Below are 22,423 nucleotides of genomic sequence, written 5' to 3'. Positions count from 1 at the left end.
ACATGTAACGCAGTTCGCCTCCGATCGAACGTTGAAATGGGCGCTCCTCTCCAGCACTCAGCCAACGTGGATCACGACCATGCCTCATTCTTTCGACTTGTCAGCCGACACCACGCCCATCGGCCTGGACGACTTCGCCAGCCCCCTGCCCCTGCCCACCACCCCCTGGATTATCGCCGGACGCGGTAATGCCCTCGGCAAGGCCGACCTGCGACGACGCCAGGCGGTCAAGGCACTGAATAGCGTGTTCAACCAGGCGCAGCTGCAGCCTTCACCTGGGCACGCCAGCTACTGGGACGCACGTATGCCCGGGCAGTCGATAGCACGCAGGGCCTTTACCGAGCAGCAGTTGCACGCGCATTTCCAGAGCGCGCTGGAGCTCAACTACGGGCTTGACCGAATCGCAACGAAGGCCTGGAAGCTGGGCCAGCTGGACAGCAGCAGCCGGTATGCGCAACTGCACTGGCATCAGCCAGGCATCCCCGTAGGGGCCTGCCCCACTGCGCTACTGATCACGCCCGCGGGCGATGACGAGCCCTGGCTGCTGTACCGGCCCGACGGCCACAACCCGGTACGCGCCTTCCACAGCGAAGCGGCCCTGCTGCAGTGGGCCCACGAGCATCGGGACCGCCTGTGGCGCACCCCGCCCACCGCGCTGGCCAGCGACAGCGACAGCACGTTCATCGCCGTCATCGCGCTCCCGGGTGATGGCTTCGCCGGCCTGCTCAACAGCCTGCTGACCGGCCAGGGCCTGCAACTGCAGGTCGAGCTGCCCGACGCATTGAGCGAGGAGCTGGCTCGGCTGGTCAGTGCCGATGAAGCGTTGGCGGAGGACGAGGTGCATTTCGATTCACTCGACGAACGCTTGCCACTCGGCTGGCGCAAGCAGCGCATCGACCGCCAGGAACAGCTGCTGGCCGCCTACCTGGGCAGCGATACCGGGCCAGGCTCTGCACGCCTGGCGGAGCTGCAGGCCCAGCAAGCCAAGCTCGATGCCCAGGACGCCCTACTGCAACAAGTGCTGGCTGCGCTTCCCGAGTCGCCCACGCCGGAAACCTGGGGGCAAATGCACGGCGAAAACAGCAGGTTCGAACACCTCAGCCAGCACTTTGCAAAGGCCTTGCTGCTGGAGGCCGAGTTCCAACAACATTTGGGGGACCTGAGCGAATCGCGCCTGCAATGGGTTCGCCAACTGGTGGAGCGGCCAAACCCCAGCCTGCAACGGCAGGTCGTGCCCAGCGCTCTGAAACTGGTGGTGGGCCCTCGCAGTTGGGCCCTGACGGGCTTCATCACCCTCCGGGCGATACCCCAGGACGCCACGGGTGAAGCAGACAGCGCCTTGCTGCTCTACAAACCCGGGCACGACGGTGGCCTGGCCTGTTACCCGGACCAGGCCCAACTGGCCGAACGACTGCTGAACACGTTGCAGGGCGCCTGGCCAGAAGTGCTGCTGGAAAGCGTCTGGCCGCAGGACATCGATGCGCTCCTTGAGCTGATCGACAGCGGCGAGCACACACCAGCCCTGATCAGCGAACCCATCACCACCCACGCTTTCGATTACCTGGCCTCGACCCACGTGGCCCTGCTGACCCAGGCCGCCCCCTCGTCGCGCCTGCAACTGCGCTGGAAACTGAGCGCCAGCAACAACGCCGCCAGGATCCAGGCGTTCGAACGGCTGGCCGAGCGTAACCGCACTGCCAACCTGCACACCCGCCTGCATTCACTGAGCCACCTTGATGCGCCCCAGCGCGAGGCACTGGCGGCGCAGTTCGACGCATTGCGCGTCAGCATGCTGGCTGCCAGCGGCTTACTGGCGAGGGACCTGCCTGAGCGCGGGGCGTTTTCACGCAACCTGATGAACGGGCACCTGCGCCAGTCACTCGGCCTGACGACGCTGCCCCAAGTCACCCTGGACATCGCCGACCGCACAGGCAAGCAGCGTATCCCGCTGCCGGAGTCCGGCTTCGCCAATGCCTACAAAGAGGTCACGACGTTCAGTGCCGAACGTAGCCACGTGCCCCTTGAGCAATTTCTGCTGTGGGCATTGGACGACGACCTGACCTTGCGCCTGGCCAACGCCAACATCGTAATCGAAGACACGACGGCGACGCCTGACCTGCAACAAAAGCTCAACCACAGCTACATTGCCACCCTGGTGCAGACACTGGATGTGGCTGGCGCCTACGAGCAGCAGATACGCGATACCTTCAAGGGCAACGCGGAGCAATCCGACTGGCAGGCACAATGGCGCCAGGAAACGCTCCGCGGGCCCTTCGAGCACCAGTTGAAGATCCTGCTGTTGAGCCGGCCCGATACCCTGGATGCACACGGCATGGAGGTATTCGAGCTGTTCTGCCGCGAACAGCAGGGCACCACGCTTACCCGCACCATCGATCACCATGCACTCGACCTGCGGCCTGGCGTAGCTGCGGACGGTAGCAGCGACCGCGTGACGCTTTCGGGCATCTTCCTGCTCAAGCCGGCGAGCGGGCCGTGCCTGCTGTTGCTACCCGATGCCCCCAACGGCAAGGTCATCAGCCAGTACGAAAACAGCGAGCAGGCATGCCAGGCGCTGGAGGACATGGCCATCGACGAGGCCATGCGCACCTACCTCGCCAGCCGCCCGCTGGAAGGCGACACACGCACGCACCTGTCCTATATCAACCAGGCGCTGCTCAAGCGGTTCACCGGTTTCATCGGCGTGGGTAATGCCCGTTCAGAGCCGATCGCCCAGGTGCGAGCCAACCTGCAGATGGGCCGGCTGATCCTCGAACACCGCGCCTCGTCGCGCAGCCAGGTCGACCTGTACCTGGAAAGCGAGGCGATGCGCCACGGGCGCGTATACGACTACCTCAAACTGGCGCTGGGCTTCGTGCCCGGCGTAGGTACCGCGATTGCCCTCTACGATGGCTGGAGCGCCGCCAATGCCAGCGTCGAGGCATTTCTGCGGAGTGACCCTGGCGAGGGGGTCGAGCACCTGAACAGCGTGTTCCTGTCGTTGGTCGATGCGCTCTTCGATGTGGTGCCTGCCGCCTCTGTGTCGCGCTCGTCCACTGCACTTGCACGCACCCGCACCCACTTGCGCCAGCGCCTCGAAGGGTTGCGGCCCACCACCGTGACCCGCCGGGGGCGCACCGACCCCTTCAGCGGTTATGAAACCGAAGCGCCCTCGGGCCACTGGCGCGACCACCCCGAGGTTCACGGCAAGGGTGTCAACCGGCATGCCGAGACCGGCAACGACTTCATCGTCAGCCAGGGGCTGCACTATCAGGTCGAGTGGGACGCGACCTATCGCACCTGGCGCCTCAAGGGCAGCGCAGCACGCAGCTACAAGCAGCCTGTGAAGCTCGACGAGCTGGGCTCCTGGCAGCCCCACGGCAGCCTGAGCGGGCGTATCGTCGACGGTGGGCTGGCAGGCGGTGGCGCCTACCTCGGCAGGCTGTACCAGCAGGGCTGGCAGCACCTGCGCGGCTACCTTGGCCGGCAGCCCGCGTTGCTATCGCCTAGGCAGGTGGTGCAAGACATCGAAAATGGCCGCGTTGCACACCAAGCCCGTCTCACCGAAAAAGTCTCGGCCTGGAACACCGCACGCGGAGTTGGCCCCAATGGCCCTCAAGGCACACCGGCGCCGTTGCCCGCCATCAGGCAGGCGCTACAGGAGTCCATCGAGCAATTGGAAGCCTTCGTGACATTTCATGAGCAAAGCCTGGAGCGACTGCACAGAATCAAGCCACAGCTGGGTCGCCACTACCAAGGCATGCACAACCAAATGGCCTATAACCTGGGCAGGCAGCACCCCACCTTGATCGTACAACTCAATCTGCGGATGCAGGATGAATACACCCGGATCAAACAGCTCGAACAAGCCTTGGACGCCGCCAGCGACAACTCCTTTGAGCTCCTGCGGCAGATGAGGGGTGCTCAGGAGCGCTTCTGCCACACACTCGGCAAGCTGGAATACGAATTCCATCGAGTGGCAAGGGTCACCCAAAAACTGCGCGGCAATGAGCTCACCGTTTACCAACAAACACTCGATAGACTGCAGATGCCGATGCACCCTCATGAGTACCGAACCGTAAGACTGGCCATCGAACTGAGCCACATCGTCCCGCTGCCAAGCCGGCCAAGCTATGACTACCTGTTGATGCAACGTCAGGTGAGGCAGGAAATCACCGACCTGAGGAGCCTGTTGTTCAGCCATCAAGATCTGGCGACTGCGGGCCTGAGCCGCACCCAGGAGCACCGTTTCCTGCGCCAGCTCAAAGACCGCTATCAGCGCTTTGGCAACTACATGACCAGTTGGCAGGACGACTTCCCTGATTACATCACACCGCAAAGCACCCAGCGAATGCGCCATTCGTTGGCCCAACTGATCGCCGAAGTCGAGGCAGGCATCGACGCCTCAGCCCCCATCACGCGAAAGCCAAACCGTCATCGCGGGCCGAGCAGGCCCCGTCTGTTCGAAACCGTGGACCAACAGTTGTTGATAGGCAGTGAGATCACCATCGACGGCCAGCCGCAGATGCAGGTCAGCAACAGACTGAACCAGGAAACACACATCACCTTCACCCGTACCGCCGATAACTTGTGGCAACCCAGAAGTGTGCAGCCTGCCGCGGCCGCAGCCGACCTGATGGTACTGGTGGCCGCCGCGCGCAAGCGATTGGGCAATGTCGCCGCGCAGCAAGCCAAGCTACAGCAGTACAAGGCCCTGAACATGGCCCCTGCCAGCCTGCAAGACCTGGCCATTGGTTATGCCACGACGCTGGAGGACCTGGCGCGGGACATCGCCCGCCGGGGAGGGAGCGCGCTGACCGAGGCTCAGCGCCAGCTTACAGGCAGTGTCGAACAGGCTGCAGGCGAACTGCGCAGGGTGGGTCGGCAATTGCGCATCGACCAGACCAAAGCCACACAGCGCCCTGAGCCTGGTCATCTGGATTACCTGCAAAGCCAAGGTGAGGTGCGGATCGGTTGGTCACGCGTGCTGGAGCCGGCCAAGAACAGGCAGGGCCAAGCTATCGAGTATCTGGAGGAGTACCGCATCGACGATGCGGCCACTAGCAGCCCTCTGTGGTATGCGCACTTCCACTTCAAGCGCAGGCCAGCACAAGGCTTTGCACGGCTCGAGGCCGGTCACATCAAGCTTGCCCACGAACGCAATCTGGGCGCGGGCGCCTGGCGCGGCGCCCTCACGGAAAGCCAGGCCAACAAACTGTTTGGCGGGTTGCGACCCGCTTAGGGCTAAAGGGTACGGGCCGCCTGGCGGCCCATTCGCGGATCAAGCCCGCGACTGGGTCGCACAGCGCCGCCACTGCCATTACAGCTTGGCGATGGACACTTCGGTGGATTTGACGAACGCGATCACTTCACTGCCCACCTGCAGCTCCAACTCTTTGACCGAGCGGGTGGTGATCACCGAAGTGACGATGCCGGAGGCAGTCTGTACGTCGATTTCCGACAGTACCGGGCCTTCGAGGATTTCCTTCACGGTGCCTTTGAACTGGTTGCGGACGTTGATGGCTTTGATAGTCATGGCTTGATTCCTTCTCTTCGGCTTCAGTGAGGTAAGTAAGTCATTCAGTGCGCCCAACGCAGTTGCGTGGGCAAAGGGGCTACAGGGTCCGGCTCGGGCGCAGTGCCCGGTACCGACAGAACACGGTTGAGCACTTCGCTTTCCAGCGCCGCCAGGCGGTGCGAACCCCGCGCCCTTGGCCGGGCCAGGTCAACAGTGAGGTCGAGCCCGACCTCGCCGTCTTCGATCAAAATCACCCGGTCAGCCACGGCAACCGCTTCGCTGACATCGTGGGTAACCAGCAACACGGTAAAACCGTGCTGACGCCAGAGGCGTTCGATCAGTTGCTGCATCTCGATACGGGTCAGCGCATCCAGGGCTCCCAGCGGCTCATCGAGCAGCAACAGGCGAGGCTGGTGGATCAGTGCCCGGGCCAGCGCTACACGCTGCTTCTGGCCGCCGGAAAGTGCCGCCGGCCATTCATTGGCGCGGTCAGCCAGGCCAACCGCCTCCAATGCGTCCAGCGCACGCGGGCGCCAGTTGCCAGACAGGCCCAGGCCGACGTTGTCGATCACCTTCTTCCACGGCAGCAGCCGAGCGTCCTGGAACATCAGCCGCGTTTCCTCGCGGGCTTCGGCCAACGGCGCAGCACCGGCCAGCAGTTGACCGGCGCTTGGCTGGTCGAGCCCGGCCAGCAAGCGCAACAAGGTGCTCTTGCCGCAGCCGCTGCGGCCGACGATGGCGACGAACTGGCCGGCCGGGATGTGCAGGTCGATGCCTTTGAGCACTTCACGCTGGCCAAAGGTCTTGCGCAGGCCGTTGGATGCCAGGGGGATGCCACGCAGCAGGCGTGGCGGCTGTTCCTTGAGCACGGTCATGCGCCCTCCTTCCTGGCAACTTGATAAGCCGGGTGCCAGCGCAGCCAGACGCGCTCCAGGCCGCGGGCGGCGAGGTCGGCCAACTTGCCAAGCACGGCGTACAGAACGATGGCCAAAACCACCACGTCGGTCTGCAGGAACTCACGGGCGTTCATCGCCAGGTAACCGATGCCGGCATTGGCCGAAATGGTTTCTGCCACGATCAGGGTCAGCCACATGAAGCCCAGGGCAAAGCGCACGCCGACCAGAATCGAGGGCAGCGCACCGGGCAAGATCACCTGACGGAACAGGCCGAAACCGGACAGGCCATAGCTGCGCGCCATCTCCACCAGCGCCGGGTCAACGTTGCGGATACCGTGGTAGGTGTTGAGGTAGATCGGAAACAGCGTGCCCAGGGCGACCAGGAAGATCTTTGCCGACTCGTCGATACCGAACCACAGGATCACCAGTGGGATCAGCGCCAGGTGCGGCACGTTGCGGATCATCTGCACCGAGCTGTCGAGCAGGCGTTCGCCCCAGTTCGACAGGCCAGTGATAAAGCCCAGCACCAGGCCGACGCTGCCGCCAATGACGAAACCAAGCCCGGCACGCCAGCCACTGATAGCCAGGTGGGTCCAGATCTCGCCGCTGCGCACCAGCTCGACACCCGCGCTGACCACCGCGCTGGGTGCCGGCAGGATGCGGGTCGACAGCCAGCCCGCGCTGACCGCCAACTGCCAGGCTGCCAGCAGCAGTACCGGCAGGGCCCACGGCGCCAGGCGCTGAGCCAGGGTGGAAGAAGTTGCACGACTCATGGTCCGGCCCTCAGCTCTGCGACACGGACTTGGGCAGGATGTCGTTGGCCACCATCTCGCCGAACGGGCTCACGTAACCACCGGCTTTCGGTTGCTCCGGGCGCTGCACGTCGAGATGCGGGAACAACAGCTCGGCCACGCGGTAGGACTCTTCCAGGTGTGGGTAACCCGAGAAGATGAACGTATCGATGCCCAGCTCGGCGTATTCCTTGACCCGGGCCGCCACGGTCGGGCCATCGCCGACCAACGCAGTACCGGCACCACCACGCACCAGGCCGACACCCGCCCACAGGTTGGGGCTGACTTCCAGGTTGTCGCGATTGCCGCCATGCAGGGCTGCCATGCGCTGCTGGCCAACCGAGTCGAAGCGCGCCAGCGAGGCCTGGGCACGGGCGATGGTGTCATCGTCCAGGTGCGAAATCAGGCGGTCGGCTGCGGCCCAGGCTTCTTCGTTGGTTTCACGCACGATCACGTGCAGGCGGATGCCAAAGCGTACTTCACGGCCTTGAGCGGCAGCCTTTTCGCGCACCTGGGCGATTTTTTCAGCCACGGCGGCAGGTGGCTCGCCCCAGGTCAGGTACAGCTCGACCTGCTCGGCAGCCAGGTCCTGGGCGGCTTCGGACGAACCGCCGAAATACAGCGGCGGGCGTGGTTGCTGAATCGGCGGGTACAGCAGCTTGGCACCCTTTACCTGAATGTGCTTGCCGTCGTAATCGACGCTTTCGCCTTCCAGCACCTTGCGCCAGATGCGAGTGAACTCGACCGAGGCTTCGTAGCGTTCTTCATGGCTCAGGTGCAGGCCGTCACCGGCCAGTTCGTCCGGGTCGCCCCCGGTCACCAGGTTGAACAGTGCACGGCCATTGGACAAGCGGTCCAGGGTCGCGGCCTGGCGCGCCGCCACGGTCGGCGAAATGATGCCGGGGCGCAGGGCAACCAGAAATTTCAGATGCTGGGTCACTGGAATCAGCGACGCTGCCACCAGCCAGGAATCCTCGCAAGAACGCCCGGTAGGGATCAGCACCCCACCAAAACCGAGGCGGTCGGCAGCTTGGGCAATCTGCTGCAGGTAGCCATGGTCGACTGCGCGCGCGCCGTCGGACGTGCCCAGGTACATGCCGTCACCATGGGTCGGGAGGAACCAGAAAATGTTAAGGCTCATTGGAGTTGTCTCCTCAAGGGTGGCTCAAGCCGGAGCGGCGCCCCGGCGCAGGCAAATCAATCAAGGCGCACTGGCGACCTTGGCCGGGGGTGTCCAGATCACGTCCTTGATGCTCAGCGGCTTGGGAATAAGCTTGAGTGCCTGGAATGTGTCGGCGATCTTCTGTTGTGCGGCCACCACCTCAGGGGTGAGCGGCGCGGCGCCGTAGCCTTGGCGCTTGACCGAGGTCAGGGTGATGTCGGCAGGCAGCCCCAGCAGCGGTGCGACCTGGTCGGTGACCTCCTGCGGGTTGGCCTGGGACCACTCGCCCACAGCGCGCACTTGCTCGATCAAGGTGCTGATCACAGCCGGGTGCCGAGTGGCGTAGTCACGGGTGGCGAGGTAGAACTGATGGTTGTCGACCAGGCCCTTGCCGTCACGCAGGGTGCGTGCCTGCAGCTGCTGCTCGGCGGCAGCCTGGTAAGGGTCCCAGATTACCCAGGCATCGACGCTGCCGCGCTCGAACGCAGCACGGGCATCGGCTGGAGGCAGGTAGACCGGTTGGATGTCGCTGTACTTGAGGCCGGCGTCTTCCAGCGCACGCACCAGCAGGTAGTGAACGTTCGAGCCCTTGTTAAGCGCGACCTTCTTGCCTTTGAGTTCTTTCACCGACTGGATCGGCGAACCCTTGGCTACCAGGATCGCTTCGCTGTGCGGCGCAGGCGGCTCGTAGGCGACATAGAGCAGGTCGGCACCGGCGGCCTGGGCGAACACGGGCGGTGTTTCGCCGGTGACGCCGAAGTCGATGGAGCCGACGTTCAGCCCTTCGAGCAGCTGCGGGCCACCGGGGAATTCGGTCCATTGCACGTGCACGCCCTGTTCGGCCAGGCGCTTCTCCAGCGTGCCCTTGGCCTTGAGCAGCACCAGTGTGCCGTATTTCTGGTAACCGATGCGCAGGCTCTCGGCCTGGGCTTGGGTGATGGCGCCGAAGGACACAGCCGCCGCAAACAGGGCGACCAGACCACGACGCAAGAAGACTGTGCGCATGGCGCTCTCCTGTGCGAATAGGGTTCGGGTTGCACCTGCTGGCCTCGTTGACGGGCGAGTAAGGTGGTACAGCAGTAAGGCGGGTCAGATGCTCCAGCGGGCGCTGATCAGCCGTTCATTCAATACACCGGGCGCTACCGGCCGCGGCCGACGAGCCAGGGCAACGTGGAACGTTTCCAGCGAGTCATGCAGACGTTCTTGCAGGGCGCTCGCCAGCTGGGCTGGCTTGCTGCCTTCTGCGTAGGCGACCTGGCTGTCGTCGGCGAAGATCCCTTGTAGGGTCTCTTGCGCCTTGAGTGCCGAAAGCACCGGTTTCAACGCGTAATCCACCGCCAGCATGTGGGCGATGCTGCCGCCGGTGGCAATTGGCAACACGATCTTGTGCTCCAAGGCGCGTTCGGGCAGCAGGTCGAGCAACGTCTTCAGCGCACCGGCAAACGAGGCCTTGTACACCGGGGTGGCGACGATCAGGCCATCGGCTTGAGCCACCAGTTGCTGAAAGTGCTGCACCTGCGGGCTGTCGAAGCGTGCATGCAGCAGGTCTTCGGCGGGGAAGTCACGGACCTGGAACGTCACCACTTCAACGCCGCGGTCCTGCAGCCACTGGCGCGAGCGCTCGAGCAGCACGCCAGAGCGTGAACGGGTACCAGGGCTACCACCGATTGAGACGACCAGCATTGCAGCGCTTCCTTGTGTTCTGTTGGAGTGACATTAACAGTCTGCTTATATATCTAGAAATCATATTTTTTCATTTGTTTATTCCTTATTGTTATTTATAGGGTTTGCGGTTTTGAGGCTGCTCTGCGGCCCCAAGCTGCGCAAATCCCAGGCAAAAAAAAGGGCCGTCGAAACGGCCCGAAAAACCCTGCATGGCTAAGAGCAATACAACGAGGATCCTTTAACGATTAGGCTGCGGCGTCAGGCGCAGGTAGGGCTTTACCGCTCGATACCCTTTGGGGAAGCGCTGCTTGATCTCTTCCTCATCTTTGAGCGAAGGCACGATCACCACTTCGTCACCGTCCTGCCAGTTACCTGGCGTGGCGACCTTGTAGTTGTCGGTCAGCTGCAGCGAATCGATCACCCGCAAGATTTCGTTGAAGTTGCGCCCGGTACTGGCCGGGTAGGTAATGGTCAGGCGCACCTTCTTGTTCGGGTCGATGACGAACAGCGAGCGCACGGTCAGGGTGTCGTTCGCATTCGGGTGAATCAAATCGTACAGGTCGGAAACCTTGCGGTCGGCGTCGGCGATGATCGGGAAGTTGACCACGGTGTTCTGGGTCTCGTTGATGTCATCGATCCACTTGTGGTGCGAGTCGACCGGGTCCACCGACAGCGCGATGGCCTTGACCCCACGCTTGGCGAAGTCGTCCTTGAGCTTGGCGGTCAGGCCCAGTTCGGTGGTGCACACCGGGGTGAAGTCGGCCGGGTGAGAGAACAGCACACCCCAACTGTTGCCGAGCCACTCATGAAAACGGATCTTGCCTTCACTGGAATCCTGTTCGAAATCGGGGGCGATATCGCCGAGTTTGAGGCTCATGGGGTGCGGCTCCTGTGCTGTGTTCTGGCCTGGTGAAGTTCAATGTGCCTGCATTCGGTTAAAAACAAAAAGAATAAATACTGATTTATTCATAACCTAATAGCATACGAAATCGCAGACACAAAAAAGCCTCGCACTAGGCGAGGCTCCTTGTTCAGCTACGGCTTACAGGAAGTTGTAAGTGTAGTTGAAGATCAGACGGGTCTGATCCTGGTCAGCCAGGGAGCTGGTGCCAGTACCACGGTAGACACCGTGACGCAGGCTGGCGCCCAGGCCCTTGAAGGTGCCTTCCTGGATGACGTAGTCGACGCGGGCGTCACGTTCCCATTCACTGAAGGTACCGTTGCCGTTGGCGTTCTTGCCGTCTTCACCTTTCAGGTAGGAGACCGAGGCTTTCAGGCCTGGCACGCCCAGACGCGCGAAATCATACGAGTACTGACCGAAGGTGGTGTTTTCACCGGCCTTGGCGAACTGGTTGATCATGCTGTCGGTGAACAGGTAGAAGCTCGAACCACCGGCGCCTTCGTTGCGGCCATTGCCGTCAACCACGTTGCCTTGGTTCAGCCAGACGAAGCCACCGTCGTCATTGACGCGCTGGTGGCCCAGCATCAATGCATGGCCACCCAGGGTGTAGGTGAACATGGCGGTCCAGGTCTTGTTGTCGACCTCGCCAGCGTTCTTGGCATAACCGCCGTTGTTGCTGAAGCGGTAGCCGGCTTCACCGTTCTTGCCGTCGCTGCTGCTGTCGAAGTAGCGCAGGTCGGTCTTGAACGACTGGTCGTCAGCGATCTTGAACACGTGGGTCGCGCCCAGGAAGTGCTGCTTGTAGAAGTCTTCCAGGTTCGAGTAGTAGTACTGCAGGGTCAGGTCTGGAGTGAGCTTGTAGTCCAGGCCGCCGTAGCGGAACTTGTTGCTGTCCTGGGTAGCGCCCGCCACGGACAGGCCGGTACGGTTGCTCGAAGCACGGCCCATGGCGTGGGTCAGCTGACCGGCATTGACGGTCAGGTTGTCGATTTCCTTCGACTGGATGGTGCCACCCTCGAAGGTCTGCGGCAGCAGACGACCATCGTTGGCAACCAGGATCGGCAGGTTCGGCGCCAGGGCGCTACCGTAGTGAACCTCGGTCTTGGAGAAGCGAGCCTTGGCGTTACCGCCCACGCGCGCCCACTGGCTCACAGCAGAGCCGTCGGTATCGCTGGGGAAGAAGCTGCTGTTGTCAGGGTGCTTGCCGCGGCCGCCATCCAGGTGAATCCCCCACAGGGCCTGGACATCGACGCCGAAACCAACGGTGCCTTCGGTGAAACCGGACAGGTAGTCAAGCTTGAAGCCCTGACCAGACTCGCGGTTGTCAGCACCGCCGTCACGGTTGTCGTTGTTGAAGTACATGGTGCGCGAGCTGAGCGACAGTTTGCTGTCTTCAACGAAACCGGCAGCGCCTGCTTGTTGGGCGAGAACCCCCAGTGCCACGGCCAGAGCCAGGCTGGACTTGTACATGTTTTGCTCCTCTACGTTCTAATTCTTGTGTATCTCTGGCGGCGGGATCTGCTGCCCTGCTCACCGTGGATTGGCGATTTAGTCCCAAAGCGTGACCATAAAGTCAATCGTTTCTAAACGTTTCGCGACTTTGGTCTAAGGCCACCTGCGCTACAGGATAATGACAATCCTATAAATCCAAAATGACCGTTTTATGAATTTGTAAGATTATTCCGGAATATATTAGGAACCTTTACTACCATTTGTTGTAGCCAGGCGTATCAATCATAACTTTCAGTTATTTGCAAACGTTTGCTCATAACCTAATTCCAGCCGGGTCTAAGGGGCAAAGAGCCTAGCAGTCCTCTCGGTTTTCGCCATTGAGACAGGTCACCGGCGATTCCCTGCTCTTGCCGCTCCTGCCTTACAGCAATTGGCTCCTAAGCTAATTCTAAAAAGTTATTTATTTTCTATTTTTTAGATCATTTAGTCTTCTCGCCATCCATCACATCGATTGCCTGACGAGAGGTTCACCATGATCCCGCACGCTCCGCTGCGCCTGTTCGCCGCCCTGACTCTCGCCAGCACCAGCTGGTTGGCCCAGGCTGCTGACCTGACCGTGGCTTACCAGACCACAGTCGACCCGGCCAAAGTGGCCCAGGTTGATGGCGACTACGAAAAAGCCAGCAAGGCCAGCATCGACTGGCGCAAATTCGACAACGGCGCCGATGTGATCACCGCCGTGGCCAGCGGTGACGTGCAAATTGGCTACCTCGGCTCCAGCCCCCTGGCCGCCGCCGCCACCCGCAAGCTGCCGGTCGAAACCTTCCTGATCGCCACCCAGATTGGTGCTGGCGAAGCGCTGGTGGCGCGCGACACCATCAAGACGCCACAAGACCTGATCGGCAAGAAAGTCGCCGTGCCCTTCGTCTCCACCGGCCACTACAGCCTGTTGGCGGCGCTCAAGGCGTGGAACATCGACCCCACCAAGGTGCAGATCCTCAACCTCGCACCACCGGCCATCATTGCGGCCTGGAAGCGCGGTGACATCGACGCCACCTACGTCTGGGACCCGGCCCTGGGCGTGGCCAAGGAAAACGGCAAAGTGCTGATCACCTCGGGTGAACTGGCCGCAAAAGGCGCACCTACCTTCGACGCCTGGATCGTGCGCAAGGACTTCGCCGACAAGCACCCCGACGTGGTCAAGGCCTTCGCCAAGGTCACCCTCGACGCCTACGCCGACTACCGCAAAGACCCGCAAGCCTGGCTGGCCGACAAAGACAACGTGGCCAAGCTGGTCAAGCTGTCCGGCGCCAAGGCCAGCGATATCCCGGTACTGCTGGAAGGCAACGTCTACCCCTTGGCCGCAGACCAGGCCAACGCCCTGGGTGCGCCAACCACCAAAGCACTGACCGACACGGCTAACTTCCTCAAGCAGCAAGGCAAGGTCGACGCCGTGCTGCCGGACTACTCGCCGTACGTCAGCGCCAAGTTCCTGCCTAATTGACCCGGAGCCAGCCATGGCCTTGCTTGAACTGGAGCGCATCAGCGCACAGTACCCCGGCGCCAGCACCCCGGTGCTGGCCGACATCAACCTGAGCCTGGGGCCACGCCAACTGCTGGTGGCCTTGGGGCCGTCCGGCAGCGGCAAGACTTCGCTGCTCAACCTGATCGCCGGCTTCGTGGCCCCCAGCAGCGGGCGCATCAGCCTGGACGGCGTGCCGGTCAAAGGCCCAGGCGCCGAACGCGGCGTGGTGTTCCAGGACGACGCCTTGCTGCCCTGGCAGAACGTGCTGGGCAACGTCGCCTTCGGCCTTGAGCTGGCCGGCGTGCCGCGCGCGCAACGTGAAGCCAAGGCCCGCGAGATGCTGGCCCTGGTCGACCTGGAAGGGTTCGCCGAGCGGCGCATCTGGCAATTGTCCGGTGGCCAGAAGCAGCGTGTGGGCCTTGCCCGCGCGCTGGCGGCCGACCCACGGGTACTGCTGATGGACGAACCGTTCGGCGCACTCGACGCGTTCACCCGCGAGCAGATGCAAGAGCTGCTGCTGCAGGTCTGGCAGCGCACCGCCAAGCCGGTGTTCCTGATTACTCACGACATCGAAGAAGCCGTATTCCTCGCCAGCGAGCTGGTGTTGCTGGCCCCCAACCCCGGCCGTGTGGTCGAGCGCCTGCAACTGGACTTCGGCCAGCGCTATGCCGCTGGCGAGTCGGCCCGGGCGATCAAGTCCGACCCACGCTTCATCGAAACCCGCGAGCATGTGCTGGCGCGGGTCTTCTCCCAACGCCAAAGCCTGCAGGAGCGCGCATGAGCAGCCTGGACCTGCCGGTCAACGGCAAGCACGATAGCCACACCCGGCCTGCCGAAAAGACACGCCGCCCGCTTTCCACCCGCTGGATCAGCACCCTGACCCTGGCCAGCCTGCTGCTGGTATGGTGGCTGGTGACGGCAGCTGGCTGGATCGAGCCGCTGTTCCTGCCCTCGCCCGGCGACATCCTGGCCAGGGCCTGGACCCTGCTGACCCAAGGCTACATGGATGCCAGCCTGTGGCAGCACCTGGGCGCCAGCCTGGGCCGCATCGGCCTGGCCCTGGTGGCCGCGACCCTGACCGCCATTCCGGTCGGTATCGCCATCGGTTACAACCGCGTGGCGCGGGGCATTCTCGACCCGCTGATCGAGTTCTACCGCCCTATCCCGCCGCTGGCCTATCTGCCGCTCATCGTCATCTGGTGCGGCATTGGCGAGCTGTCGAAAGTGCTGCTGATCTACCTGGCGATCTTCGCCCCGATTGCCATCGCCACCGCTACCGGCGTGCGCACTGTCGACCCGACCAAGCTGCGCGCTGCGCAGTCGCTGGGCGCCAGCAAGGCGCAGTTGATCCGTCACGTGATCCTGCCCAGCGCATTGCCCGACATCCTCACCGGCATCCGTATCGGCCTGGGCGTGGGCTGGTCGACCCTGGTGGCCGCAGAACTGATCGCCGCCACCAGCGGCCTGGGCTTCATGGTGCAGTCGGCGGCGCAGTTCCTGGTCACCGACGTGGTGGTGCTGGGCATCCTGCTGATCGCCCTGATCGCCTTTGCCCTGGAGATGAGCTTGCGCGCCCTGCAACGCAAAACTGGTGCCCTGGCACGGGCAAAGCCACTGACCACGCCGGCATTTCGGCGCCCACAGAACAGATCGAGACCGACATGAGCCTGACCATCACCCCTCTCAGCCCGGCGCTCGGCGCGCAGATCAGCGGCGTGGACATCAGCCGCGCTATCACCGCCGAGCAGCGCGATGCCATCGAACAGGCGTTGCTCAAGCATCAGGTGCTGTTTTTCCGCGAGCAACCGCTCAACCCGGAGCAGCAGGCCAGCTTCGCTGCCCGCTTTGGTGACCTGCACATCCACCCGATCTACCCCAACGTGCCCGAAACCCCGCAGGTGCTGGTACTCGACACGGCGGTCACCGACGTGCGCGACAATGCGGTATGGCACACCGACGTGACCTTTCTGCCGACCCCGGCCCTGGGCGCGGTACTCAGCGCCAAGCAGCTGCCGGCGTATGGCGGCGACACCCTGTGGGCCAGTGGTATTGCCGCGCTGGAAGCCTTGTCGGCGCCGTTGCGCGCGATGCTCGACGGGCTCACCGCTACCCACGACTTCACCAAGTCATTCCCGCTCGAACGGTTTGGCACAACGCCCGAACACCTGGCGCGCTGGGAGGCGACACGGCGCAACAACCCGCCGCTGTCGCACCCGGTGATACGCACCCACCCGGTGAGCGGGCGCAAGGCGCTGTTCGTCAACGAGGGGTTCACCACGCGCATCAACGCGTTGAACGAGTATGAAAGCGAAGCGTTGCTCAAGCTGCTGTTCGCCCATGCGACACGGCCGGAGTTCAGCATTCGCTGGCGCTGGCAGGAAAATGATGTGGCGTTCTGGGACAACCGCGTGACCCAGCATTTTGCGGTGGATGATTACCGGCCTGAGCGGCGGGTGATGCACCGGGCGACGATCCTGGGGGATGCGCCGTTCTGAAAATTGATGGGGCCTGCACCGGCCTCTTCGCGGGGCAAGTCGGATCGCCGCACCGCCGCTCCCACAAGTACCCCGCTGCTCTCAGGCATTGTGCGGAATCTGTGGGAGCGGGCGTTAGGGTCTAGCGGACCAGGTGCAGGTACTGCATGTGCCGCTCGTACTGGTCGAGGATGTCGTTGATGATCTGCTCCTTGCTGTAGCCCACCAGGTCGTAGTTCTGGCTGCCTTCGCTCAGGTGCACCTCCGCCCGGTAATAGCGGCGGTTTTTCAACTCCTGCGTACCCAGCCCACCCAATGCAAACGACGGCGTGAAATAGCCACGCATCTGCACCTGGTAGATGAACGGTTGCTCTTCACCATGGCCGATCTTCAGGCTGACGTTGTCATGGCTGGGGTCGTCCTGGGTAATCAGCACCAGGCCCTTCTGCTCGAACACTTCACGCACATCGGCAATCGCCGGGCGCACCACGTCGTCCATGAAGCGGTACACCTCATCACGCGACGGAAAGTGCACCGCCTGGCTCAGGCGCTGGCGCCAGCCACCACGCCCGCGGCGTGACTGGGCGAACGGGGCCAGCGAATGCATCTGCGCGATCTGCCGCTGGGACTCCAGGTAGAACGCCTTGTGCAGCCCCCACATCATGCACAGCAAGATCAGCGAGAACGGCAGCGAGGTCAGCACCACCGCCGACTTCAGCGAATCGATGCTGCCGGCAAACAGCAGCGCGCTGGTGATCAGCGCGGTCATCGCACCCCAGAAGATCCGCAACCAGTTAGGCCCGTCTTCATCCGGGTCACCGCCCTTGGCCGACAAGGTCGACAACACCACGGTGCCCGAGTCGGCCGAAGTGACGAAGAACACGAAACTGATGAACACCGTCGTCGCGATCACCGCCTTGCTCCAGGGATACGTTTCCAGCAGCAGGTACAGGCTCATCGACGGGTTATCCAGGGCAGACTGGCCAAGCGCGGTCATGCCGTGGTTGATGACCTGGTCCAGGGCGCTGTTGCCGAAGATCGACATCCACGCCAGGGTGAAGCCCAGGGGGATCAGCAACACGCCGAAGACGAATTCGCGGATGGTACGGCCACGCGAGATGCGCGCAATGAACAAGCCCACGAAGGGCGCCCAGGCAATCCACCAGGCCCAGTAGAACACCGTCCAGCCGCCCAGCCAGTCGCGGTTTTCACCGTAGGCATAGACGTCGAAGCTCTTGCGTGGCAAGGCGCCGAGGTAATCACCCAGGTTTTGGATCAGCGTATTGAACAGGTGCTGGGTGGGGCCGGCGAACAGCACGAACAGCAGCAGGGCGCAGGCCAGGAACAGGTTGATGTCGCTCATCACCCGCACGCCCTTCTCCACCCCGGCGACCGCCACGGCCACCGCCGCCCCCATCATCAAGGTGATCAGGGCCACCTGCACCCACTGGCTGTGGCTGATACCGAACAGGTAGTCGAGGCCGGCGTTCAGGTGCAACACGCCAAAGCCCATGTCGGCGCCCAGGCCAAACACCGTGGCAATGATGCCGAAGCCGTCCACCGCGTAGCCGATCGGCCCGTTGATACGTTTGCCGATCAGCGGGTACAGCGCCGAGCGCAGGGCCAGTGGCAGGTTATGCCGGTAGGCGAAGTAGGCCAGTGCCATGCCGACGAAGGCAAACACACCCCAGCCGTGCAGGCCCCAGTGCAGGAACAGGATCTGCATCGCCTGGCGCCCGGCCTCTGCCGTGCCCGCTTCGCCCTGGGGCGGCTGCAGCATGTGGGTCAGGGGTTCGGACACGCAGAAGAAGAACAGCGTGATGCTGATGCCGGCGGCAAACAGCATGCCGGCCCAGGACAGGTAGCTGAACTCGGGTTCGTCGTGGTCGGCACCGAGTTTGATCTTGCCGTAGCCGGACAAGGCGGTGACCACCACGAAGACCAGGTACAGCGTCATCGCCAGCATGTAGTACCAGCCGACCGTGTTGGCCGCCCAGTTCTGCGCCGCCAGCAACCAGTCGCCGGCAGCTTGAGGGTTGATGATGACCACCAAGCCGAAGAGAAGGATGAAGCTTGCCGCGAAATAGAACACCGGGGGGTTCATGCGGATCTTGCCATTGGCAAGGGATGGGTTCGGTGCACTCATCGGGCATGCACCTCGTCGAGTGACGAAAGGTTCGGAATGAACGGGTTCAGCAAAGGAATCCTCCTGTTGAACACCGGCAGCGGACCAGCGTTTATCATTGAACAAGCGTTCAAGTTAAACATGGATCGGGATTTGATGCGAACCGCGGTGCTGATCGGCACATGGCAGGCCCGGCCCTTTCGCGGGGCCAGGCTGCAAATAGCTTAGGTCAGTTCTTGTCCTGGCAATCGAGCTGCAGGTTCGCCTGGGTAATGTTGCTCTCGGCCGGCACGCTGCGGGTCAGCCACACGTTACCGCCAATGGTCGAGCCCTTGCCGATGGTAATGCGCCCCAGGATCGTCGCCCCCGCATAGATCACCACATCGTCCTCGACGATGGGGTGGCGCGGCAGGCCTTTGTGCAGCGTTCCCGACTCATCGCTGGGGAAGCGCTTGGCGCCCAGGGTCACGGCCTGGTAGATACGCACACGCTCGCCGATGATGGCCGTCTCGCCAATCACCACCCCGGTGCCATGGTCGATGAAGAAGCTCGGCCCGATCTGCGCCCCGGGGTGGATGTCGATACCGGTTGCCGAATGCGCCAGCTCCGAACTGATACGGGCCAGCAGCGGCAGGCCCGCCTGGTACAGATGGTGCGCCAAACGGTGATGGATGATCGCCAGAATGCCGGGGTAGCACAGCAGCACTTCGTCAACACTGCGCGCCGCCGGGTCGCCGTGGTAGGCGGCCAGCACGTCGGTGTCGAGCAGCACGCGCAAGTTGGGCAACGCCGCGGCAAAGGCCTGGATCAGGCGCAGGGCCTGGGCATCGACGGCTGCCAGGTCGCCCTGGCTGTGCCGGGCGGCGTAGCGCAGCTCCAGGCGGGCCTGGGCCAGTAACGCGGTCAAGGCGGCGTCCAGGGTGTGGCCTACGTAGAAATCCTCGCTCTCTTCACGCAGGTCGACCGGCCCCAGCCGCATGGGGAACAGCGCCCCGCACAACTGTTCGAGGACTTGCCGCATGGCCTCGCGAGAAGGCAGTTCGCGCCCACCCTGCTCGCCAATGCTGCGGCCATTGCGGCTGCGCCACTGCTCGCGGGCGCTGCGCAAACCACTGACGATGCTGTGCAGCTGCCAATGGGCGGATGTTGGTTGTTCGCTCACGGTGTTCTCCTGCCTGGGGCCAATCTGTCGTTATGCAATCCACTCTACGGCAAATCCATCCCTTGGAAAAAACAACGCTTTATTCCATCCTGCGCTAAGTAGGGCATAAGCCGCGATGACGGCGCCAGCATCCTGGCCTAACCTCAAAGCTGACCTACCTCGACAGAAAAACAAAAAAGGAATAATAAGATAATTTTTTATTATTTCCTGGCCTAAGCGGCCAACTCTATAGTCGCCACCCACCACTTCCACAACAAGCGCGGGGCCTGACATGTCGAAATTCGCCAAACCGCTACTCAACGCCAGCCTGGCCATCCTGCTGGGTGCCGGCCTGCTCAGCCAGGCGTTCGCCGGCGAGCAATTGAAAACCATCCAGGAAAAGGGCGTGATCAACGTCGGTCTGGAGGGCACCTACCCGCCCTTCAGCTTCCAGGACGAAAACGGCAAGCTGAGCGGCTTCGAAGTCGAGCTTTCCGAGCTGCTGGCCAAGGAGCTGGGGGTCAAGGCCAAGGTTCAACCGACCAAATGGGATGGCATCCTCGCGGCACTGGAGTCCAAGCGGCTGGATGTGGTGATCAACCAGGTGACCATTTCCGAAGAGCGCAAGAAGAAGTACGACTTCTCCGAGCCCTACACCGTCTCTGGCATTCAGGCGCTGATCCTGAAGAAGAAGGCCGAACAGCTGAACATCAAGACCGCGCAGGACCTGGCAGGCAAGAAGGTCGGCGTGGGCCTGGGCACCAACTACGAACAATGGGTGAAGCAGGACGTGCCGAAAGCGGACGTGCGCACCTACGAGGATGACCCGAGCAAGTTCGCCGACCTGCGCAACGGCCGCATCGACGCCATCCTGATCGACCGCCTGGCCGCGTTGGAATACGCGCAAAAAGCCAAGGACACGGAACTGGCCGGTGACGCCTTCTCGCGTCTGGAAAGCGGCGTGGCCCTGCGCAAGGGCGAGCCTGAACTGCTGGCGGCCATCAACAAGGCCATCGACAAGCTCAAAGCCGACGGCACGTTGGCCAAGCTGTCGGAAAAATACTTCGGTGCCGATGTCACCAAATGATCGCTGAAAGCCTGCAACTCGTTGTCGATTCCACGCCCTTCCTGCTGAAGGGCGCGGGTTATACGGTGCTGCTCAGTGTCGGCGGCATGTTCTTCGGCCTGGTGCTGGGCTTTGCCCTGGCCCTGATGCGGCTGTCGAAGATCCTGCCGCTGGACTGGCTGGCACGCATCTACGTGTCGTTCTTCCGGGGCACGCCGCTGCTGGTGCAGCTGTTCGTGATCTACTTCGGCATGCCGCAGATCGGTATCGAACTCGACCCGATCCCGGCCTCGCTGATCGGCCTGTCGCTGAACATGGCCGCCTATATCTGCGAAATCCTGCGGGCGGCGATTTCCTCGATCGACCGTGGCCAGTGGGAGGCCGCCGCCAGCATTGGCATGACCCGCACCCAGGCCATGCGCCGGGCAATCTTGCCGCAGGCTTTGCGCACAGCCTTGCCGCCGCTGGGCAACAGCTTCATCTCGCTGGTCAAGGACACCGCCCTGGCGGCGACCATTCAGGTGCCCGAGCTGTTCCGCCAGGCCCAGCTGATTACTGCGCGCACCTTCGAAGTCTTCACCATGTACCTGGCTGTGGCCGTTATCTACTGGATACTCTGCAGTATCCTCGCGCACTTCCAGAACCGCATGGAAGCGCGGGTCAACCAACATGACCAGGAGCACTGAGCATGATCGTAGTCAAGGGCCTGTCCAAGCAGTTCAAGGGCCAGACCGTGCTCAACGGCATCGACCTTACCGTGCAGCCGGGCGAAGTGGTCGCCATCATCGGCCCCAGCGGCTCTGGCAAGACCACCTTCCTGCGCTGCCTGAACCTGCTGGAAACCCCCGACGCGGGGCAGATCCAGATCGGCGCCATCAGCATCGATGCCAATCGCCCGCTGGGCGGTCAGCAAAGTGCGATCCGCCGGTTGCGCCAGCAGGCCGGGTTCGTGTTCCAGAACTTCAACCTGTTCCCGCACCGCACTGCCCTGGAGAACGTGATCGAGGGGCCGGTGATCGTCAAGAAAACGCCCCGCGACCAAGCCGTGGCACTGGGGCGCAAGCTGTTGGCCAAGGTCGGCCTGGCGGGCAAGGAAGACGCCTACCCCCGGCGCCTGTCCGGTGGCCAGCAGCAGCGGGTAGCCATTGCCCGTGCCCTGGCCATGGAGCCTGAGGTGATCCTGTTCGACGAACCCACCTCGGCGCTCGACCCCGAGCTGGTCGGTGAAGTGCTCGCCACCATCCGCGGCCTCGCCGAAGAGAAGCGCACCATGATCATCGTCACCCACGAGATGAGCTTTGCGCGGGATGTGGCGAACCGGGTGATCTTCTTCGACAAGGGGGTGATCGTCGAGCAGGGCGAGGCCAAGGCGTTGTTTGCCGCGCCCAAGGAAGAACGTACTCGGCAGTTCTTGCGCAAGTTTCTCGGTACTGCGGCTTCCGAGTAAGCCTGCACCGGCCTCTTCGCGGGTTTGCCCGCGATAGGGGCCGGCACACCCGCTGCACATCTCGACTTCTATATATATTCCAAAAGGTTAGTTCATAATCTCTTAATAAGCCATTAGGGTATATACACCGGACCACCGGACCAGCAAACGTCTGTCGCCATCAGCTGAAGCGACACAACTACTTTTGTGAGGTTAGGAATGGTCAGGATCACAATCACAATCACCCCAGTGCGTATCGCCAGGGCATTGAGTGCAGCCAAGGA

Annotated in this window: 17 protein-coding genes and 1 pseudogene; 8 read left to right on the top strand and 10 right to left on the bottom strand. The window is 62.7% G+C overall.

The window, feature by feature from the left end; genetic code table 11:
- Positions 1-79 precede the first annotated feature (79 nt).
- Positions 80-5,239, top strand: coding sequence for a dermonecrotic toxin domain-containing protein (locus tag LOY26_RS01030; protein WP_258714301.1), 5,160 nt, complete (start codon positions 80-82; stop codon positions 5,237-5,239).
- Positions 5,240-5,317: 78 nt separating this feature from the next.
- On the opposite strand, the gene LOY26_RS01025 is transcribed toward LOY26_RS01030, so the two are convergent.
- From LOY26_RS01025 to LOY26_RS00990, 8 genes are all read right to left on the bottom strand, one after another.
- On the bottom strand, positions 5,318-5,533 hold the full coding sequence (locus tag LOY26_RS01025) for a molybdopterin-binding protein (protein WP_008095172.1): 216 nt from the start codon (positions 5,531-5,533) through the stop codon (positions 5,318-5,320).
- 44 nt (positions 5,534-5,577) lie between these two features.
- Positions 5,578-6,390, bottom strand: coding sequence for an aliphatic sulfonates ABC transporter ATP-binding protein (gene ssuB, locus LOY26_RS01020; RefSeq protein ID WP_186660451.1), 813 nt, complete (start codon positions 6,388-6,390; stop codon positions 5,578-5,580).
- The gene (ssuC, locus tag LOY26_RS01015) at positions 6,387-7,184 is read right to left on the bottom strand and encodes an aliphatic sulfonate ABC transporter permease SsuC (RefSeq protein ID WP_258714300.1); all 798 of its coding nucleotides are present in this window, start codon (positions 7,182-7,184) and stop codon (positions 6,387-6,389) included. The genes ssuB and ssuC overlap by 4 nt, the downstream gene beginning before the upstream one ends.
- 10 nt (positions 7,185-7,194) lie before the next feature.
- Entirely contained in the window at positions 7,195-8,343 is a 1,149-nt protein-coding gene (ssuD, locus tag LOY26_RS01010; RefSeq protein WP_258714299.1) for an FMNH2-dependent alkanesulfonate monooxygenase, read from the bottom strand.
- Positions 8,344-8,403: 60 nt separating this feature from the next.
- Positions 8,404-9,369 carry a sulfonate ABC transporter substrate-binding protein gene (locus LOY26_RS01005; RefSeq protein ID WP_258714298.1) on the bottom strand — a complete coding sequence of 322 codons (966 nt, stop codon included), beginning with the start codon at positions 9,367-9,369 and terminating at the stop codon, positions 8,404-8,406.
- Positions 9,370-9,453: 84 nt separating this feature from the next.
- Positions 9,454-10,047 carry an NADPH-dependent FMN reductase gene (gene ssuE / locus LOY26_RS01000; RefSeq protein WP_186660457.1) on the bottom strand — a complete coding sequence of 198 codons (594 nt, stop codon included), beginning with the start codon at positions 10,045-10,047 and terminating at the stop codon, positions 9,454-9,456.
- 220 nt (positions 10,048-10,267) lie between these two features.
- Positions 10,268-10,906 carry a peroxiredoxin gene (locus LOY26_RS00995; protein ID WP_033703245.1) on the bottom strand — a complete coding sequence of 213 codons (639 nt, stop codon included), beginning with the start codon at positions 10,904-10,906 and terminating at the stop codon, positions 10,268-10,270.
- Between the two features lie 165 nt (positions 10,907-11,071).
- Complete coding sequence (locus LOY26_RS00990) at positions 11,072-12,400, bottom strand: OprD family porin (protein ID WP_033703246.1); 1,329 nt, start codon at positions 12,398-12,400, stop codon at positions 11,072-11,074.
- A 514-nt stretch (positions 12,401-12,914) separates the two neighbouring features.
- On the opposite strand from LOY26_RS00990, the gene tauA reads away from it, so the two are divergent.
- The 4 genes and pseudogenes from tauA (at position 12,915) to tauD (ending at position 16,402) form a co-directional block, all read left to right on the top strand.
- Positions 12,915-13,886, top strand: coding sequence for a taurine ABC transporter substrate-binding protein (tauA, locus tag LOY26_RS00985; RefSeq protein ID WP_033703247.1), 972 nt, complete (start codon positions 12,915-12,917; stop codon positions 13,884-13,886).
- A 13-nt stretch (positions 13,887-13,899) separates the two neighbouring features.
- Positions 13,900-14,688: a taurine ABC transporter ATP-binding subunit gene (gene tauB, locus LOY26_RS00980; protein WP_258714297.1), complete on the top strand. Its 789-nt coding sequence runs from the start codon at positions 13,900-13,902 to the stop codon at positions 14,686-14,688.
- Positions 14,685-15,525, top strand: a pseudogene (gene tauC, locus LOY26_RS00975) (taurine ABC transporter permease TauC). The gene tauB and the pseudogene tauC overlap by 4 nt, the downstream one beginning before the upstream one ends.
- A gap of 43 nt (positions 15,526-15,568) precedes the next feature.
- Complete coding sequence (gene tauD, locus LOY26_RS00970) at positions 15,569-16,402, top strand: taurine dioxygenase (RefSeq protein ID WP_186665175.1); 834 nt, start codon at positions 15,569-15,571, stop codon at positions 16,400-16,402.
- 121 nt (positions 16,403-16,523) lie between these two features.
- Here tauD and betT read toward each other — a convergent pair whose 3' ends face one another.
- Positions 16,524-18,485, bottom strand: coding sequence for a choline transporter BetT (betT, locus tag LOY26_RS00965; RefSeq protein WP_167334472.1), 1,962 nt, complete (start codon positions 18,483-18,485; stop codon positions 16,524-16,526).
- Positions 18,486-18,735: 250 nt separating this feature from the next.
- Positions 18,736-19,668, bottom strand: a complete 933-nt coding sequence (gene epsC, locus LOY26_RS00960; protein ID WP_186660461.1) for a serine O-acetyltransferase EpsC — start codon at positions 19,666-19,668, stop codon at positions 18,736-18,738.
- Positions 19,669-19,939: 271 nt separating this feature from the next.
- Here epsC and tcyJ point away from each other — a divergent pair, with 271 nt between their 5' ends.
- From tcyJ to tcyN, 3 genes are read left to right on the top strand one after another with little or no spacing between them, the layout of a single operon-like run.
- Positions 19,940-20,734, top strand: coding sequence for a cystine ABC transporter substrate-binding protein (gene tcyJ, locus LOY26_RS00955; protein WP_095064963.1), 795 nt, complete (start codon positions 19,940-19,942; stop codon positions 20,732-20,734).
- Positions 20,731-21,399 (top strand): cystine ABC transporter permease, encoded by a 669-nt coding sequence (gene tcyL / locus LOY26_RS00950; RefSeq protein ID WP_033703258.1) that lies wholly within the window; start codon positions 20,731-20,733, stop codon positions 21,397-21,399. Before tcyJ ends, tcyL begins: the two co-directional genes overlap by 4 nt.
- Positions 21,400-21,401: 2 nt before the next feature.
- A complete protein-coding gene (tcyN, locus tag LOY26_RS00945; RefSeq protein ID WP_186660463.1) occupies positions 21,402-22,160 on the top strand; it encodes an L-cystine ABC transporter ATP-binding protein TcyN in 759 nt (252 codons plus the stop codon).
- Positions 22,161-22,423: the final 263 nt, after the last annotated feature.

Source organism: Pseudomonas sp. B21-047 (assembly GCF_024748775.1).
GTDB lineage: Bacteria > Pseudomonadota > Gammaproteobacteria > Pseudomonadales > Pseudomonadaceae > Aquipseudomonas > Aquipseudomonas capeferrum.
This window is presented reverse-complemented; position numbering and strand designations above follow the sequence as displayed.

Coding starts and splice junctions, on each gene's coding strand:
- LOY26_RS01030 (WP_258714301.1), top strand. CDS start 80: ATGCCTCATTCTTTCGACTTGTCAGCCGACACCACGCCCATCGGCCTG.
- LOY26_RS01025 (WP_008095172.1), bottom strand. CDS start 5,533: ATGACTATCAAAGCCATCAACGTCCGCAACCAGTTCAAAGGCACCGTG.
- ssuB (WP_186660451.1), bottom strand. CDS start 6,390: ATGACCGTGCTCAAGGAACAGCCGCCACGCCTGCTGCGTGGCATCCCC.
- ssuC (WP_258714300.1), bottom strand. CDS start 7,184: ATGAGTCGTGCAACTTCTTCCACCCTGGCTCAGCGCCTGGCGCCGTGG.
- ssuD (WP_258714299.1), bottom strand. CDS start 8,343: ATGAGCCTTAACATTTTCTGGTTCCTCCCGACCCATGGTGACGGCATG.
- LOY26_RS01005 (WP_258714298.1), bottom strand. CDS start 9,369: ATGCGCACAGTCTTCTTGCGTCGTGGTCTGGTCGCCCTGTTTGCGGCG.
- ssuE (WP_186660457.1), bottom strand. CDS start 10,047: ATGCTGGTCGTCTCAATCGGTGGTAGCCCTGGTACCCGTTCACGCTCT.
- LOY26_RS00995 (WP_033703245.1), bottom strand. CDS start 10,906: ATGAGCCTCAAACTCGGCGATATCGCCCCCGATTTCGAACAGGATTCC.
- LOY26_RS00990 (WP_033703246.1), bottom strand. CDS start 12,400: ATGTACAAGTCCAGCCTGGCTCTGGCCGTGGCACTGGGGGTTCTCGCC.
- tauA (WP_033703247.1), top strand. CDS start 12,915: ATGATCCCGCACGCTCCGCTGCGCCTGTTCGCCGCCCTGACTCTCGCC.
- tauB (WP_258714297.1), top strand. CDS start 13,900: ATGGCCTTGCTTGAACTGGAGCGCATCAGCGCACAGTACCCCGGCGCC.
- tauD (WP_186665175.1), top strand. CDS start 15,569: ATGAGCCTGACCATCACCCCTCTCAGCCCGGCGCTCGGCGCGCAGATC.
- betT (WP_167334472.1), bottom strand. CDS start 18,485: ATGAACCCCCCGGTGTTCTATTTCGCGGCAAGCTTCATCCTTCTCTTC.
- tcyJ (WP_095064963.1), top strand. CDS start 19,940: ATGTCGAAATTCGCCAAACCGCTACTCAACGCCAGCCTGGCCATCCTG.
- tcyL (WP_033703258.1), top strand. CDS start 20,731: ATGATCGCTGAAAGCCTGCAACTCGTTGTCGATTCCACGCCCTTCCTG.
- tcyN (WP_186660463.1), top strand. CDS start 21,402: ATGATCGTAGTCAAGGGCCTGTCCAAGCAGTTCAAGGGCCAGACCGTG.